Source organism: Acinetobacter sp. ANC_7588, from assembly GCF_056783995.1.
On sequence record NZ_JBWYIU010000001.1, the window covers coordinates 419350 to 435801 of the forward strand.

A 16452-nucleotide genomic window follows, 5' to 3' on the forward strand; every position below is an offset into this window, starting at 1 on the left:
TTATCAGACAGATGACAAAAAAATCCCCGCTTAAAGCGGGGATTTTTTAGGCTGTGGGATGAATTACATCATACCGCCCATACCACCCATACCGCCCATGTCAGGCATAGCTGGTTTATCTTCTGGGATCTCTGTAATCATGCACTCAGTTGTTAACATTAAGCCCGCAACAGACGCAGCATGCTCAAGTGCAGAACGAGTAACTTTCGCTGGATCAAGGATACCCATCTCTAGCATATCGCCGTATTCACCAGTCGCAGCGTTATAACCGAAGTTGCCTTCGCCATTTTTAACTGCATTAATCACTACAGATGGTTCGTCACCTGCGTTAGATACGATTTGACGAAGTGGCGCTTCAATCGCACGACGAAGGATGTTGATACCTACGTTTTGATCATCGTTAATACCCGTTACACCGTCAAGTGCTTTAGCTGCACGTACTAATGCAACACCACCACCCGCAACAACACCTTCTTCAACAGCAGCACGAGTTGCATGAAGAGCATCGTCTACACGATCTTTCTTCTCTTTCATTTCAACTTCAGTTGCAGCACCGATTTTAATCACTGCTACACCGCCTGCTAATTTAGCAACACGCTCTTGAAGTTTTTCTTTGTCGTATTCTGAAGTTGATTCTTCGATTTGCGCACGAATTTGTTGAACACGCTCAGCAATTTGATTCGCATCGCCTGCACCATCAACAATCACTGTGTTTTCTTTAGATACAGTTACTTTGTGTGCAGTACCTAAATGTTCAAGTGTTGTTTGATCTAACTGCATACCGATTTCTTCAGAAATCACAGTACCACCAGTTAAGATCGCGATATCTTGAAGCATTGCTTTACGACGATCACCGAAGCCTGGTGCTTTAACAGCACATACTTTGATGATGCCACGCATGTTGTTTACAACAAGCGTTGCGAGTGCTTCACCTTCAACATCTTCAGCGATGATAAGAAGTGGTTTACCTGTTTTCGCAACTGCCTCGAGAACAGTAATCAACTCACGGATGTTGCTTACTTTCTTATCAACAAGAAGGATAAATGGGTTTTCCAATTCAGCAGTCAATGTATCTTGTTTGTTTGCGAAGTATGGAGAAATATAACCACGGTCAAACTGCATACCCTCTACAACATCTAGAGAATCTTCAAAGCCTGAACCTTCTTCAACAGTGATTACACCTTCTTTACCCACTTTTTCCATCGCTTGAGCGATCAGTGAACCAACAGTCGTATCAGAGTTCGCAGAAATCGAACCCACTTGTTCAATCGCTTTAGAATCAGATGCTGGTTTAGCCGTTGCTTTAATATCTGCAACAACAGCTTTAACTGCAATATCAATACCGCGTTTCAAGTCCATTGGGTTCATACCCGCAGTTACTGACTTGATCCCTTCGTTCAAAATTGCTTGAGCTAAAACGGTTGCCGTTGTAGTACCGTCACCTGCGATGTCATTTGTTTTAGAAGAAACTTCACGAACAAGTTGAGCACCCATGTTTTCAAACTTGTCTTTTAATGTGATTTCTTTCGCTACAGAAACACCATCTTTAGTGATGTGTGGCGCACCGAATGAACGATCGATAACTACGTTACGGCCTTTAGGACCAAGTGTAACTTTAACCGCATCTGCAAGGATATTCACACCTGCGATCATTTTTGTGCGAGCTGAATCACCAAACTTAACGTCTTTAGCTGACATATTTGACTCCGAATATTATTAAAATTACTAAATCTGATTGATTAAATGAGTAGTATTAAAAAGAATCAATTAGCCTTCTAAAACAGCTAAAATATCTGACTCTTTCATGATTAATAGTTCTTCGCCATCTACTTTCACAGTTGTTCCTGCATAAGTACCAAACAATACCTTGTCACCTACTTTTACATCTAAAGCGCGAACGCCATTGTCAGTGATCTGACCATTACCAACTGCAATAATTTCACCTTGAGCAGGTTTTTCTGCAGCAGAACCTGGCAATAAAATGCCGCCAGCTGTTTTTGTTTCTTCTTCAACACGACGAATTACTACACGGTCATGTAATGGACGAATGTTGCTCATAAAAATACTCCATCAGACTAAGTCTTTTGATTAATAGTCGTGATCTTAATTTCCTTAGATCACCACCAAAATTATTTGATGTCACTTTTGTGGGGATGGAAAAAATTGCTTCAAGGGGAAAATGAAAAAAAAATTTAATTTTTTGTATTTTTTTTAGGCATTTCGATAATTTAGCCTTCATTCCGATTTGCAACTAAATAAAATTTCTTGAATCTCGAATCAAAGCGATATTCACGCACCTTCAGTTTTTCATCAATTAGATTAAAACTATTAGAAAAGTCATGATGTAAACGATGTGACGTAGCGGTACCTGCATGAATATCCAATATTGGATGTTGAGCATTAAGTTGGAAAATCTTATTCAGATCATAAACAGCAGATACATGTAAATGACCATGTAGAATTGCATTCAACCCTGAGCTTGCCCATGTCTTTAGGGCTTTTTCAGTATTTTTAGGACGATCTTTAGACATATTTATACCGTGATCACCACTATAGAAAGGTTGATGCGTAAGCAGAATTTTTAATTTATCTTGAGGAGCCAATTTCATTTTTTGATCAACATCCTGAATTTGAAACTCAGTAATACGACCTTTAGTATGGTACTTAGGGTGAATTGTATTGATTCCTATAATATAAAAATGCTCAGTTTCTAAGGTCTGTTCCATCTCACCAAAAAACAACTTATACCGATGAAACGGACTTAAAAATCTGCGCCATAAATGAAACAAAGGAATATCGTGATTACCCGGAATCACAATATAAGGAACATTAAGTTCTTCTAGAAATTTTTTGCAGTGATAAAACTGTGAAAATCTTGCCCTTTGAGTGAGATCACCACTGACCACAACAGCTTCGATCAAATGTTCTGCAACAAAGTGAGTAATTGCATCTAAGCAATCTTGTTGCTCAGTCCCAAAATGCAAATCAGACAAATGTAAAATCATTGTGGCACCATTAAGGTCAGTGCATTTCTTTCAACATGAATATCTAATGGTGAATCCAGTTGAATAATTTCTCCATCGATTGCTACTGTCATTTTTTTTTGATGAGAACGTATTCGCACATGATCCGCACTAAAACTATATACGTCTGCTGCCTGATCTAATTTTCCACGAATGAGTTGGATGAGTGTTTTAAAAATACTCAGCTTATCCGTGCGAGCAAGTACAACTCCCGCAACCCGACCCTCTTCTGCCGTTTTAGCGATATTGAGGTTCATTTCTTTTAATTGAAGTTGGTTATTGCCTAAAAATAATAAAGGAGTTTTAACTGCATAATTCACACCATCCACCTCAATTTCTAACTTTAATTCTTTACGATCACGAATCAACACATCTAAGCCAGAAGTATAGGCATGTAATGGTAGACGCCCTAGTTTTTGGTTATATAACTCTCTTTTTTTAATAAACAATGGATAAAGACCCAAACTCGCATTATTTAGATAAATGGCATCATTAATTTTTGCCACATGTACCGCTTTAGGCTTACCTTCAACCACCAGTTTTGCAGCTTCGAGAATATCTAAAGGAATATTCAAAACCCGTGCAACATAATTGAATGTCCCTAAAGGTAAAATTACCAAAGGGATGGTTTGATGTAATAAATAATTAGCCACAGAATTTAACGTTCCATCCCCGCCAGCAACCACAATCACCCCCTGATTATCATGATTTAAATGTCGAAGATGAACTTTTTCGATGAGTGCTTGAACACTCATTTCTGAAGCAATATCAAAAACTTGTATTTCAAAACCTAGATCTGTCCAGTAATGCATAAGTTGTTCATAAATTTGATCATTATTGGTGGCATGAAATCCAGATTTTTCATTAAAAATCATAGACAAAGGCTTTAGCATTGAATTCATTTTATGGCTTTAAAAATTGAATTACTTTAAAATTTCGTCTATTTACTACTCAATTAAAAGCCAATTTATGTAATTTTTAAATGATGTTCATTTGATTTTTCGATGATGAGAATTGATCTCATATTTTAATTAAGTTTTTATTTTAAATGAATATTTTAACTATAAATACCAAACATAAAAATTAAAAATAAAAAATAAATCACTCATTTTTTAAAAAAATATCAAATAATTACATAAACTTAACACCAATCAAGTCTTAAGCACTATTTAAGCCTTTGGTCTTATTTTTTTTAAGAAAATATGCTTTAATACAGCCACTTTTTTTTCATACTGAATCTAGAGTCTGCAAACCAGCATCTAGATATTATTTGTACACCACATTGTACACTTTTGATATAGGCCTCACCATGACCCAAGTGAACGCACCAGAATTCGTTCGTCACCCTAAGCTTATTGCTTGGGTGGAAGAGATTGCTAAACTAACAAAACCAGCAAAAATTGAATGGTGTGACGGTAGCGCAGAAGAATATCAACGTTATATCGACTTGATGATCGCTAACGGCACAATGCAAGCGCTTAACCAAGAAAAGCACCCTGGTTCATATCTTGCAAACTCTGATCCTTCTGACGTTGCTCGTGTTGAAGACCGTACTTTTATCTGCTCTGAAAACAAAGAAGATGCTGGCGCAACTAACAACTGGGAAGCTCCAGCGGTTATGCGTGAAAAATTAAACGGTTTATTTGATGGTTCTATGAAAGGTCGTACTTTGTACGTTGTACCTTTCTCTATGGGACCTTTAGGTTCTCATATTGCTCACATTGGTATCGAACTTACTGACTCTCCTTATGTTGCAGTCAGCATGTCTAAAATGGCTCGCATGGGTAAAGCTGTTTATGACGTTCTAGGCACTGATGGCGAATTTGTTCCATGTGTACACACTGTAGGTGCACCATTGGAAGAAGGTCAAAAAGACGTGGCTTGGCCTTGCAACAAAGAAAAATACATCGTTCATTATCCAGAAACTCGTGAAATTTGGTCATTTGGTTCTGGTTATGGTGGTAACGCATTGCTTGGTAAAAAATGCTTAGCATTACGTATCGCATCATTCATGGGTCGTCAGCAAGGCTGGTTAGCTGAACACATGCTCATCCTTGGTGTGACAAATCCACAAGGTGAAAAACACTACATCGCAGCTGCATTCCCATCTGCTTGTGGTAAAACAAACTTTGCAATGTTAATTCCACCAGCAGGTTATGAAGGCTGGAAGATTGAAACTGTAGGTGACGATATTGCTTGGATCAAACCAGGTGAAGATGGTCGCTTATATGCAATCAATCCTGAAGCAGGTTTCTTCGGTGTAGCTCCTGGCACAAATACAAAGACGAACCCGAACTGTATGGCTACGCTTCATAAAGACGTGATCTATACAAACGTTGCCGTGACTGACAACGGTGAAGTATGGTGGGAAGGTCTTTCTAAAGAAGCACCTGCCAACCTAACTAACTGGAAAGGTCAACCACATACTGGTGAAGAAAAAGCAGCTCATCCAAATGCGCGTTTCACAGTTTCAGCTGGTCAATGCCCTTCTATTGATGCTGACTGGGAAAATCCAGCAGGTGTTCCAATCTCTGCGTTCATCTTTGGTGGTCGCCGTGCGGACACAGTGCCTCTAATTTCAGAAGCATTTGACTGGGTTGACGGTGTTTATAAAGCTGCAACGATGGGTTCTGAAACAACTGCTGCTGCTGTTGGTCAACAAGGTATTGTTCGTCGCGATCCATTTGCGATGCTTCCATTTGCTGGCTACAACATGGCTGACTACTTCACACATTGGTTAGAAATGGGTGAGAAAGTTGGTGAGAAAGCTGCAGCTGCTGGTAACAAGCTTCCTGGTATTTACAACGTGAACTGGTTCCGTCGTGATGCTGAAGGCAACTTTGTATGGCCTGGTTTCGGTCAAAACATGCGTGTTCTTGAGTGGATTATCGATCGCTGTGAAGGTCGTGCTGACGCTGTTGAAACTCCAATTGGTCGTGTTCCAACTTACGAACAGTTGAACTGGACTGGTTCAGACTTTACGAAAGAGCAATTTGACCTTGTGACTTCTCAAGACAAAGAGCAATGGATCAAAGAACTTGAAAGCCATACTGAATTATTTAACAAACTTGGTGATCGTTTACCAGAAGCGTTGAAAAAACGTCAAGCTGAGCTTTTAGAAGCGGTTAAATCTGCTTAATCATGATGAGAAAAAAGGTCACTTCGGTGACCTTTTTTTTACTTCAAACAAACTGAATAAAGTGTATTTAGTAACGTTTATTAGTACCAATAAGTTGTCACACTTATGGCATACTGATTTAAACAGCTTATTAGGATCAAATAATGAAAAAAATAGAAATGATTGGCTCTTGTTTAATCGCCCTTATGCTTACAGCCTGTCAATCTGTTCCGCGACAGCACAATGGAGCTACAGGATATCAAATTGAAAATAAATCAGAGAATTCTGCCACTATTTCGTATACCCTCTCTGCACGCGCCAACCAAAATATTGATGAACACAAATTACAACGTACTTGCCAACAAGTTCTAGGGCACACTCAACAATATAAAACCACCATTTTGAGTGTAAATGAAATTGCTAATCCCAATTATAAAACACAAGAAACTCAACAGGTTCAAATTGGTCAATCACGAACATCATTCGGACTCTCAAACACTCAAAGCCTATACAGCAATGAAGACTACAATACACGTCTTTCTTTAGAAACTAAGCCTAGCCTCTTACAAGTCGTTCGCTTTAACTGCACACTCTAAACTTAGGACACTCAATGTACTTCATTGAGTGTCTTATAAAAACTGACATTTCTAAATTCAGGTGATTCATCCAAGTCTGGCCATGTCGTTGCACTGCGTTCATCAAGCTTTTCATACTTCGGATGACTAAAGTTTTTTACACGACTATCCGCCACCCACACTTCAGGTGCAAATTTTAAAAACTCATCCAAGAAGAAACGATTGCACTGGTCATACAACACATCAGCCGCCAACAAGATATCAACCTGCTCAGCTTTATATAAGTCATCCAAATATTCAAGCTCAACATTATTCAATTCAGCATTGGCACGACACGCATCCAAACTAACTTGGTCGATATCACAGCAAATGACACGCTTTGCCCCTGCCATTTTCGCTGCAATCGCGACTACGCCTGAACCTGCGCCAAAGTCTAAAACCACTTTGTCTTTCACATGATGCGGTTCAGCCAATAACCATTGTGCCATTGCTAAACCTGATGCCCAACAGAAAATCCAATATGGCGTATCATTCCATATACGACGAATAACTTCATCATCTAGCTTATCGGTTGGAAAAACAGGTGGAATGAGCCAAAGTGAAATTGGTGTATCAGGCAATTGCTGTGCATGAAGTTCACAACCTGGAATCACATCATGTAAGGCTTTTAGTAAATGTTCAGGCGCTTTAGGAAATTGGAAAGTACAGCTCATTGGATTTTATTTTTAAATATACAAAATTTGAGTTTCAAATACGAAACCTAAATTAATAAAGAGAATTCCCTCTCCTTTTAAAGGAGAGGGTTAGCGAGAGGATTTATCTAACTCAATACCCTCACCCCAACCCTCTCCCTGAGCCGTATACGGCGCAAGAGAGGGAGATAATATTAACCTAAAGCTTTTTCAGCTGCTTCAACTGTTTGACGAATCAACGTTGTGATTGTCATTGGACCTACACCACCCGGTACTGGTGTGTAAGCTGAAGCAATTTCTTCAATACCAACAAGTTGAATATCGCCCACACCACCGCCATCACGTGGATGGAAACCAGCATCAACAACTACTGCACTAGGTTTAATCCAATCTTTTTGAATCAATTCAGCTTTACCCACTGCACCCACAATGATATCCGCTTGCTTCACAAAGCTAGCAAGGTCTTGTGTACGAGAGTGACAAATCGTTACAGTAGCATTCGCCTCGAGAAGCATAGCTGCCATTGGTTTACCCAAAATTGCAGATCGACCTACAACAACCGCATGCTTACCTTCGATTTCGATGTTGTTTTCTTTCAGAATCGTCATAATACCAGCAGGTGTCGCAGAACCGTAAGCCGCTTCACCCATTGCCATACGACCATAACCAAGGCAAGTAACACCATCCACATCTTTTTCAAGTGAGATCGCATCAAAACACGCTCGCTCATCAATTTGCGCAGGTACTGGATGTTGTAAAAGAATACCGTGAACATCAGGATTTGCATTGAGTTTTTCAATTTCAGCAAGCAATTGTTCTGTCGTCGTTTCTTTTGGTAGTTCAACTTTAAGTGAATCCATACCAACACGGCGGCATGCATTACCCTTCATACGCACATAAGTTGCAGATGCACCATCGTCACCTACTAAAATCGTCGCAAGAATTGGAGTACGTCCTGATTTTGCTTTTAACGCTTCTACGCGAGTTAACAAATCAGCCTCAATTTGTTTTGCCAATGCACGACCATCTAAAACTAATGCCACGGCACATCTCCCAAGTGTTGATATGAATCAATTTCGCACATTCTACATGAATATTTTAAATAATTTCCGTTATATGCTGTTTTTCTGCACATACGAATAAAAGCACTATTGTTTTTTTTTCAGAGCTTGTTAATATACGCATCAACAAGACATGGCGGGGTGGCAGAGTGGTCATGCAGCGGACTGCAACTCCGTGTACGCCGGTTCGATTCCGACCTCCGCCTCCATCTTGTTAAGCCCGAGTGGTGAAATCGGTAGACACAGGGGATTTAAAATCCCCCGCCCACAAAGCGTGCCAGTTCGAGTCTGGCCTCGGGCACCATTCTTCTAATAGAGAATAATGGTGTAAATAAAGAACCCAGCGTAAGCTGGTTTTTTTATGTCTGCATTTTCTTTAAACTCATCTGCTATAATCACTCATCTTCAGAATTTCATATTCAAATGAATCAAAATCAGCAAGTTGCTCAATATCTTCAAGAACTAAAACAACAATATCCTCAAGCGTTTAAAAAAAACTTCTTGCTCTATAGTCAGTTAAAGACCAAAGGGATTCTAGATGAGCGTAAAGAACTGATCCCGCTTGCACTTGCATTAATGATTTTCCTCCCTTGCTCATATTTGTTAACCCTTTTGCTTAAACAACACATTGTTTTTTTAGAAGGCTTTCAATCTGGCGGGAGTGCTGTGTTGTGTATCATGTTATTTTTTATGCTGATTACGCCAATCATCCTCAAACAGATCAAGCATAGTAGCATCTCAACTTACCAGCAACTTAAAAATACCCCATTCAAACTGACCATCCTCATTCTTTTACAAAGTTTAAATATCGCTTTTATGGAAAGTTGGTTCTTACAGGGAATTTTGTTTTATTTCGCTATGAATTTTGGTTTCGTTAAATTTTATAAAGAGAATTTATTCCGAGAAAATACTTCTAAAGAAAACTATTACTACATTCAAGAAATTCGTAGAGTGGCTTTCTGGAGTTATAAACAAAATTTTAAGCTTTACTTAAAACTAATCTTTTCATCTAAAAACTCAAAGCAGCATCAATTATTGATTGAACAAAAACAAAAAAATGCGCAACTTTATGTTCATTTGATGAACTATGAAAACAAATTGTGTATGCGCTACAAGCATACCGATATAGAAAAATATATCGATAGCATCATGTAGCGCTACGATCAACTTGCTTGCTGCATTACTTTAATTATATTCAAATTGGTATCATACGTTGTTGAGTGCAATCTGAGTTGATCAACTTGATACTTCTGTGAATGAATATCTGTTAAAAACAACCAATCTGCACTCAATTGCGTAGAATCAAAGCTCAATTTTAAATAGCCTCGTTGATTCAAATTACAAAAGCTTAATTCATCAATCAATTGGATAAACACTTGTTCAAATTGTTGCATTAAGTTCTCAGGTAAATTGAGATATTTCTCCATACCTGGTGAAGAAACTGAACTTGTTGCTAATTCAATCCCCACCTTCTCACCATTTTGTTGATGTAATGCAGACTCCCACGCATTATGGGTATCTCCAGCCAACACAACAACTTTCTTCTGATACTGCTCATACAAAGCATAAACACGCTCACGCTCAGCATAATAACCATCCCAAGCGTCTAAATTATAAGGAATCACGGTTAGGATTCTTAATAATTCAGCGTCAGTTAAGCTCGGGTCACTATTTTTATAACGCAATTTAATCGCGACCAACTCCATCAGACGTTTTTGAGCTTCTATTAAAAAGTTGTCATCTACCATTCCACTTTTGGCAACATTTAATATTTGCAATACTTCAACAGGTACCAACATTTTCGCCATCAATACTTGCTGACCCAATACATTCCATATTGCACGAGAACTCTGAAGACTATTCGCCAACCAATTTAACTGATCTATCCCTATTAGCTGTCGCTGCTCATTCAATAATGCCGCTCTAAATTGCTCAACATTTAGATTTTCACCATCCATAAATGAAGCAAAAGCCAGTTGCTCATCTCGTGCCAACATACGTGTATCAAGCATATTAAGTTGAACTAAATCACCAAAATTAAACTGACGATAAATATGAAGAATATCGTTATTGCTTTTTTCGCGGATTGGCATCCACTCAAAATAAGCGGTTAGGGCTGCTGTTCTTCGTGCTACGAAATCTCCCTCTAAATCAGGTTGATGATTCTGCGCACCAGCTCTCCATGCATCATTTGTCAGCTCATGATCATCCCAAATCAGAATAAATGGATGACGTTGATGAACCGCTTGTAAATCAGGATCTGTTCGATATTTTGCATAACGTTTTCGATAATCTTCTAGACGGTAAATCTCGTTTTGATTATCCACATCGAGTGTTCTACCAAGCTTTTCGGCTTGTTCAGCTGCATACCCATCTTTGCCATATTCGTAAATATAGTCACCCAGATGCAGCACAGCATCCACGTCCTGCTTCGCAATTTCACGGTACACATAAAAATAACCAGCAGGATAATTTGAGCATGAGCATACCGCAAAGTTAACCGCATTGGACTTGGTTGCTAAGGTCTTCGTACGACCAATTGGAGAATGTATCTGCCCATATTTAAATCGGTAATAATAACGAGTATCGGCACTCAAATTAAGTACATCGACTTTCAAGCAAAAGTCTTTAGCAGCAGAAGTCTTGATTTTCCCCATCTGAACAATATTTGAAAAATTCTCATCAAGTGCAATTTCCCAATCTAATTCATATGTTGCCGCCACATCTGTAGGTGTTATTCGCGACCAAAGAATTATTCGATCCTGTAATGGATCTCCACTCGCCACTCCATGCAAAAAATCAACTTTATGCTCATTGCTGGTTTGACCATCGCCATTACATGCTGTAATCAGAACAGGCAGTGAAATCGCACCTAATCCAGCCAATGAATTTTTAATTAATGCGCGTCTTGAGATTTTATTTTTCATTTTATTTACGAATTGGCGAGTTATTTTAACTTCGAACTTAAACCGTATTTATGAAGCTAAAATTGCAATCAGATGACAATTTAATGTACAAATATCATAAACCATCGCCCCAAAATTTATATTTTTTAATCTAATAAATGCAAGTTGATTGAAAAGAAAGCAAATAATACGATTTTCTCTTGCCAAGCTTAAAAGTGTCCTCTATTATTGCGCACATGCCCGAGTGGTGAAATCGGTAGACACAGGGGATTTAAAATCCCCCGCCCTCAAAGCGTGCCAGTTCGAGTCTGGCCTCGGGCACCATTCTTCTGATAGAGAATAATGGTGTAAATAAAGAACCCAGCGTAAGCTGGTTTTTTTATGCCTAGCGTTTAGCCACAACAATAACAACACAAAAAAATAGAGAGCGATTTACCACTCTCTATTTGAAACAAGTTCTTCCATTTCGATATCTAAGAATCCCTCTTCCTGAACGACCATCATCATTGCCTCAGCAATATAGTCTGCTGCTGCATCATCAAGAGAAGAATCAAGATCTTCGAACTGAGGTTTCATCTCATTAATTTCCGCCACAATATCATTGGCGATTTGATAAATCTCAGCATCGGAATTCACCTTAGATACCTTCTTTGAGAATTTTTCAATGAGTTGCTGAATTTCAGCCACGAGAATATCAGGATAATATTCATCGTCGAACATCGGGAGAAGTACATCATTCAACATATTAAAGCTCAAGTAATAGCATTAACAAAAACCGAGCTTATATAACACAAGCTAGACATTAAACCAACAATAAAAACGAGGAGTAAATCTCACTTTTAATCAAAGTATAACTAAGCTAATATTTTCATTGATGATTTTAACCGTCTTAAATCTGCCTTTAATTTAACTAACACTATTCATTGCTGCCCAAATTTGAATAGCTTGCACCATTTCTTTTACATCATGTGCTCTGACCATACATGCTCCTTGCTGTATGCTTAACAGATGCCCCGTCACCGAACCCACTGCACGTTCATGGGCAGGTACACCACCTAAAGCTTCACCAATAAATCGCTTACGAGATAATGCAGAAAGCATTGGATAGCCCAACTCATTTAGTTTATACAACTCTTTTAATAATTTCAGGTTTTGATGTGCATTTTTTGCAAATCCGAAACCCGGATCAATCATGATATTTTCAGGTTTAATTCCTGCATTTAATGCTGCATCTAATCGAGTTTGCAATTCTGAAATCACATCTAAAGTAATATCATCATATTGATCCAACTGGTTCATTGTGGTTGGCTCACCACGCATATGCATGATAATGACTGGAATATCTAATTCCGCAGCTGTTTCTAAAGCATGTGGCTTTGTTAATGCTCTGACATCATTCCAAATATGCGCTCCAGCTTTAACCGCCTTTTTAATCACTTCTGGTTGAGAAGTGTCGATTGAGATCACTACATTCAATTTTGACAACGCTTCAACGACCGGAACTACACGATCTACTTCATCTTGAACATCAACAGCAGATGCGCCAGGGCGAGTTGACTCACCACCTACATCAATAACACTCGCCCCTTCAGCAATCATTTGCTTTGCTCTCTCTAGTGCCGCCTCTACACTATTGTGTTTACCACCATCACTAAACGAATCTGGCGTTACATTTAACACACCCATTACATGAGGCTTTGACAAATCAAGTTCCAATGCACCACATTTAAGAATCTGATTAGGTAAAGAGATAAGTTGCATATTGATGTTCCTAGAAAATCTATTCACATGATATCAAGTAAAATTTAAACATGAGGGATAATTTCAACACAAAAAAAAGAGCCTCATAAGAGGCTCCTTCATTTTAGCTTGCTGGTAAAGGTGGAGGCGTTGAAGGACCATCTGTAGGGTTTACATCTACAATTGGATTCTCAGCCACATATACCTTAGGTGGTTGAGGTTCACGACCTTCCATAATGTCACGGATTTGATCACGATCAATCGTTTCCCACTCAAGCAAAGCTTTTACCATCGCATGGGCAATATCTTTATTATTTTCTAAGATATCACGTGCAACTTTGTACTGCTCATCTAGGATACGGCGAATTTCACGATCAATTTCAAGTTGAGTCGTTTCAGAAATAGTACGACCACCTAGACTACCCATAAATGACTGTTGAGCATCTTCTTCATAAACCATGACACCCATCTTGTCAGACATACCGTACTTAGTCACCATTGCACGCGCCATTTTTGTTGCACGTTCAAAGTCATTAGAAGCCCCAGTCGACATCTGATTAATGAAAATTTCTTCTGCAATACGACCACCAAACAGAATAGAAAGCTCATTCAACATTTTGTCTTTGTAATGACTGGTTTGATCAAACTCTGGAAGCTGCCAAGTTACACCTAATGCCCAACCACGTGGCATGATCGTGACTTTATGTACTGGGTCTGTGCCTGGAAGCATTTCAGCTACAATCGCATGACCTGCTTCATGATAAGCCGTTGCGCGACGCTCTTCTTCACGAAGAACCATTGATTTACGCTCTGGCCCCATATAAAGCTTATCTTTTGCATCTTCAAAGTCATGCATATCGACCGTATTTTTATTACGACGTGCAGCAAATAACGCAGCTTCATTGACTAAGTTTGCCAATTGCGCACCAGAGAACCCTGGAGTACCACGTGCCAATACTTTGACATCCACACCAGTCACTGAAGGTAATTTTTTCAAATGCACATTCAGGATTTGCTCACGACCTTTAATATCTGGAAGTCCAACCATCACTTGACGGTCGAAACGTCCCGGACGAAGTAAAGCTTTATCTAGCACGTCAGCACGGTTAGTCGCAGCAATAACGATGATACCTTCATTACCTTCGAAACCATCCATTTCTACCAACATCTGGTTCAAGGTTTGTTCACGCTCATCATGACCACCGCCAGTACCTGAACCACGATGACGACCCACCGCATCAATTTCATCAATGAAAATGATACACGGCGCATGGCGTTTCGCTTGCTCAAACATATCACGTACACGTGATGCACCAACACCAACGAACATTTCTACGAAGTCTGAACCTGAGATACTAAAGAATGGAACCTTAGCCTCTCCAGCAATCGCTTTCGCAAGTAAAGTTTTACCTGTACCCGGTGGACCTACCATCAGGACACCGCGAGGAATGCTCGCACCAAGACGCTTAAACTTTGTTGGATCTTTCAAGAAATCAACAATTTCAACGACTTCTTGTTTCGCTTCGTCACAACCCGCAACATCTGTGAAAGTGACTTTGATTTGGTCTTCTGAAAGCATTTTTGCTTTTGACTTACCAAAACTCATCGGGCCGTTTTTACCACCAGCACCGCCACCCATGTTGCGCATAAAGAACATGAATAACAAAATGATTAAAAGTACTGGAAAGCTTGCGATCAAAAGCTGCATCAATAAACCTTGACGTTGCGGAGCAGTGCCTTCAACAACGACATTATTTTTGATGAGATTCGGCATTAACTCAGGATCTTGAACCGCAGGACGAATACTCTCAAATGGAGAACCATTTACTTTTTCGCCACTAATTCGTTCACCGTCAATGGTAACTTGTTTAATTTGACCAGCATTAACCGCTGCAACAAATTCTGAATAGTTCAATGCAGCAGGCTTATCACGGTCACTAATGTTGCTGAAAATTAATATCAGCACACCAAGTATAACAAGCCATAAAACGGCATTCTTAAAGAGATCGCTCAAAGCTTTATTCCCATATCAATCTAATTTGATCATGCCCAAAATTGGGTGACCTTTAACAAAAAGCGAGTAAATCAATTTCGCAATAAAATATTCAAAAGGTACAAAATGCACATTTTTTAGCGACTTGGCAAGTCACTTTATTGCGATTTCTTTTTACGGCCCTGTCCAATTAAAAAAACTTCCTTCGAACGAGCACGCGAAGCAGCAGGCTTTGCAGTTTTTAATACTTCAAAACTGTCTACAACTTCCTTACGGAATTCGTCAAAACCAGTTCCTTGGAAAACTTTGACAACAAACTGTCCTTTCGGACCTAAAACTTTATTGGCAAAGTCTAATGCAAGTTCACACAAATAAATTTGTCGAGGTTGATCAACGGCCTTATTACCTGATGTATTGGGGGCCATATCTGAAATTACAACGTCTACAGTTCGTCCATTTAAAATATTTAACAATTTTTCGAAAACTTCCTCTTCTCGAAAGTCTCCTTGCAGGAACGTCACATCTGGAAGTGCATCCATTTCCAAAATATCTGATGCAATCACTAAACCTTTATCACCCACTAATTTTCCGGCGATTTGGGACCAGCTACCAGGTGCAGCACCAAGGTCCACGACAGTCATACCAGGTTTAATGATTTTGTATTTCTCTTGGATTTCAAGCAATTTATATGCAGCACGCGCACGATAACCTTCCTTTTGTGCTTTTTTCACAAACGGGTCATCTAAATGCTCTCTCATCCACGCACGACTACTTTTGGATAACTTCTGATTGGTAATGCGTGTTGCCATAACTCTTTAAATACACGTAATCATCTAACTTTTTATTGTACGTGAATTTTATCCCCCTTGCAGTATTCATCTGTATCTAATTCAAGATTATCGTTTATGTTTTTTTGATTTAAGTTGATCGATTATTTCTGAGAAACATAAGCGTTTGATCTCTTGATTTGCTATACTAAGTCGTTTTTAAAATTAGGTTATCTTTATGGCGGCTTTATCAATTCAGGAACGCAAACGTTTGCGTCAAATCGGACATGCACTTAACCCAGTGGTAATGTTAGGTGGTCAAGGTTTAACTGAAAATGTCATTGAAGAAACTCAACGTGCTTTAAATGATCATGAGTTAATTAAAGTAAAAATTGGCGGTGAAGATCGTGATGCTCGTGCAGCAGTCATTACTGAAATCGCCGAAGTCACTGGTGCAGAGGTTGTTCAAACCATTGGAAAGATTGCACTTTTATATAAGAAAGCGGCAAAACAAAATCCTAAACTTTCGAATCTTGTTCGCCACGCACATCTTTCTAATTAATTTGAGTTGCATTGA

The 16452-nt window shown here is 39.0% G+C and carries 15 protein-coding genes and 3 tRNA genes; 7 read left to right on the forward strand and 11 right to left on the reverse strand.

The features are described from left to right. Positions 1–63: 63 nt before the first annotated feature. From groL to AC1M9J_RS02035, 4 genes are all read right to left on the reverse strand, one after another. Positions 64–1698: a chaperonin GroEL gene (gene groL / locus AC1M9J_RS02020; protein WP_035266940.1), complete on the reverse strand. Its 1635-nt coding sequence runs from the start codon at positions 1696–1698 to the stop codon at positions 64–66. A 69-nt stretch (positions 1699–1767) separates the two neighbouring features. Beyond that, entirely contained in the window at positions 1768–2058 is a 291-nt protein-coding gene (locus AC1M9J_RS02025) for a co-chaperone GroES (RefSeq protein WP_004810787.1), read from the reverse strand. Between the two features lie 170 nt (positions 2059–2228). Beyond that, complete coding sequence (locus tag AC1M9J_RS02030; RefSeq protein WP_481595646.1) at positions 2229–3005, reverse strand: metallophosphoesterase family protein; 777 nt, start codon at positions 3003–3005, stop codon at positions 2229–2231. After that, complete coding sequence (locus AC1M9J_RS02035) at positions 3002–3925, reverse strand: diacylglycerol/lipid kinase family protein (RefSeq protein ID WP_180028129.1); 924 nt, start codon at positions 3923–3925, stop codon at positions 3002–3004. The genes AC1M9J_RS02030 and AC1M9J_RS02035 overlap by 4 nt, the downstream gene beginning before the upstream one ends. A 407-nt stretch (positions 3926–4332) precedes the next feature. Here AC1M9J_RS02035 and AC1M9J_RS02040 point away from each other — a divergent pair, with 407 nt between their 5' ends. Together AC1M9J_RS02040 and AC1M9J_RS02045 are read left to right on the forward strand one after the other, a co-directional pair. Beyond that, on the forward strand, positions 4333–6162 hold the full coding sequence (locus AC1M9J_RS02040; protein WP_481588545.1) for a phosphoenolpyruvate carboxykinase (GTP): 1830 nt from the start codon (positions 4333–4335) through the stop codon (positions 6160–6162). Between the two features lie 143 nt (positions 6163–6305). After that, positions 6306–6737: a hypothetical protein gene (locus tag AC1M9J_RS02045; RefSeq protein WP_035266928.1), complete on the forward strand. Its 432-nt coding sequence runs from the start codon at positions 6306–6308 to the stop codon at positions 6735–6737. An 11-nt stretch (positions 6738–6748) separates the two neighbouring features. Here the strand turns inward: AC1M9J_RS02045 and AC1M9J_RS02050 are convergent, their stop codons facing one another. After that, complete coding sequence (locus tag AC1M9J_RS02050) at positions 6749–7429, reverse strand: class I SAM-dependent methyltransferase (protein ID WP_481951767.1); 681 nt, start codon at positions 7427–7429, stop codon at positions 6749–6751. Positions 7430–7602: 173 nt separating this feature from the next. Beyond that, a complete protein-coding gene (folD, locus tag AC1M9J_RS02055) occupies positions 7603–8451 on the reverse strand; it encodes a bifunctional methylenetetrahydrofolate dehydrogenase/methenyltetrahydrofolate cyclohydrolase FolD (RefSeq protein ID WP_481951768.1) in 849 nt (282 codons plus the stop codon). A gap of 153 nt (positions 8452–8604) precedes the next feature. On the opposite strand from folD, the gene AC1M9J_RS02060 reads away from it, so the two are divergent. The 3 genes from AC1M9J_RS02060 (at position 8605) to AC1M9J_RS02070 (ending at position 9624) form a co-directional block, all read left to right on the forward strand. Further along, positions 8605–8678 (forward strand) — tRNA-Cys (locus AC1M9J_RS02060). A 9-nt stretch (positions 8679–8687) separates the two neighbouring features. After that, positions 8688–8773: transfer RNA gene (locus AC1M9J_RS02065), tRNA-Leu, on the forward strand. Between the two features lie 119 nt (positions 8774–8892). Next, positions 8893–9624: a hypothetical protein gene (locus AC1M9J_RS02070; RefSeq protein WP_180028125.1), complete on the forward strand. Its 732-nt coding sequence runs from the start codon at positions 8893–8895 to the stop codon at positions 9622–9624. An 8-nt stretch (positions 9625–9632) separates the two neighbouring features. Here AC1M9J_RS02070 and AC1M9J_RS02075 read toward each other — a convergent pair whose 3' ends face one another. Continuing rightward, positions 9633–11396 carry an alkaline phosphatase D family protein gene (locus AC1M9J_RS02075; RefSeq protein ID WP_481951769.1) on the reverse strand — a complete coding sequence of 588 codons (1764 nt, stop codon included), beginning with the start codon at positions 11394–11396 and terminating at the stop codon, positions 9633–9635. A gap of 217 nt (positions 11397–11613) precedes the next feature. Between AC1M9J_RS02075 and AC1M9J_RS02080 the strand changes: the two genes are divergently transcribed. Then, positions 11614–11699, forward strand: a tRNA-Leu gene (locus AC1M9J_RS02080). Between the two features lie 108 nt (positions 11700–11807). Here the strand turns inward: AC1M9J_RS02080 and AC1M9J_RS02085 are convergent. From AC1M9J_RS02085 to rlmE, 4 genes are all read right to left on the reverse strand, one after another. Continuing rightward, entirely contained in the window at positions 11808–12119 is a 312-nt protein-coding gene (locus AC1M9J_RS02085) for a DUF5713 family protein (protein ID WP_035266912.1), read from the reverse strand. 162 nt (positions 12120–12281) lie between these two features. Continuing rightward, positions 12282–13136, reverse strand: a complete 855-nt coding sequence (gene folP / locus AC1M9J_RS02090; protein ID WP_481586561.1) for a dihydropteroate synthase — start codon at positions 13134–13136, stop codon at positions 12282–12284. A 103-nt stretch (positions 13137–13239) separates the two neighbouring features. Then, the gene (gene ftsH / locus AC1M9J_RS02095) at positions 13240–15129 is read right to left on the reverse strand and encodes an ATP-dependent zinc metalloprotease FtsH (RefSeq protein ID WP_481951770.1); all 1890 of its coding nucleotides are present in this window, start codon (positions 15127–15129) and stop codon (positions 13240–13242) included. Between the two features lie 137 nt (positions 15130–15266). Then, positions 15267–15917 carry a 23S rRNA (uridine(2552)-2'-O)-methyltransferase RlmE gene (rlmE, locus tag AC1M9J_RS02100; protein ID WP_035266905.1) on the reverse strand — a complete coding sequence of 217 codons (651 nt, stop codon included), beginning with the start codon at positions 15915–15917 and terminating at the stop codon, positions 15267–15269. 196 nt (positions 15918–16113) lie between these two features. Here rlmE and yhbY point away from each other — a divergent pair, with 196 nt between their 5' ends. Further along, positions 16114–16437 carry a ribosome assembly RNA-binding protein YhbY gene (gene yhbY / locus AC1M9J_RS02105; protein ID WP_035266903.1) on the forward strand — a complete coding sequence of 108 codons (324 nt, stop codon included), beginning with the start codon at positions 16114–16116 and terminating at the stop codon, positions 16435–16437. Positions 16438–16452 lie beyond the last annotated feature (15 nt).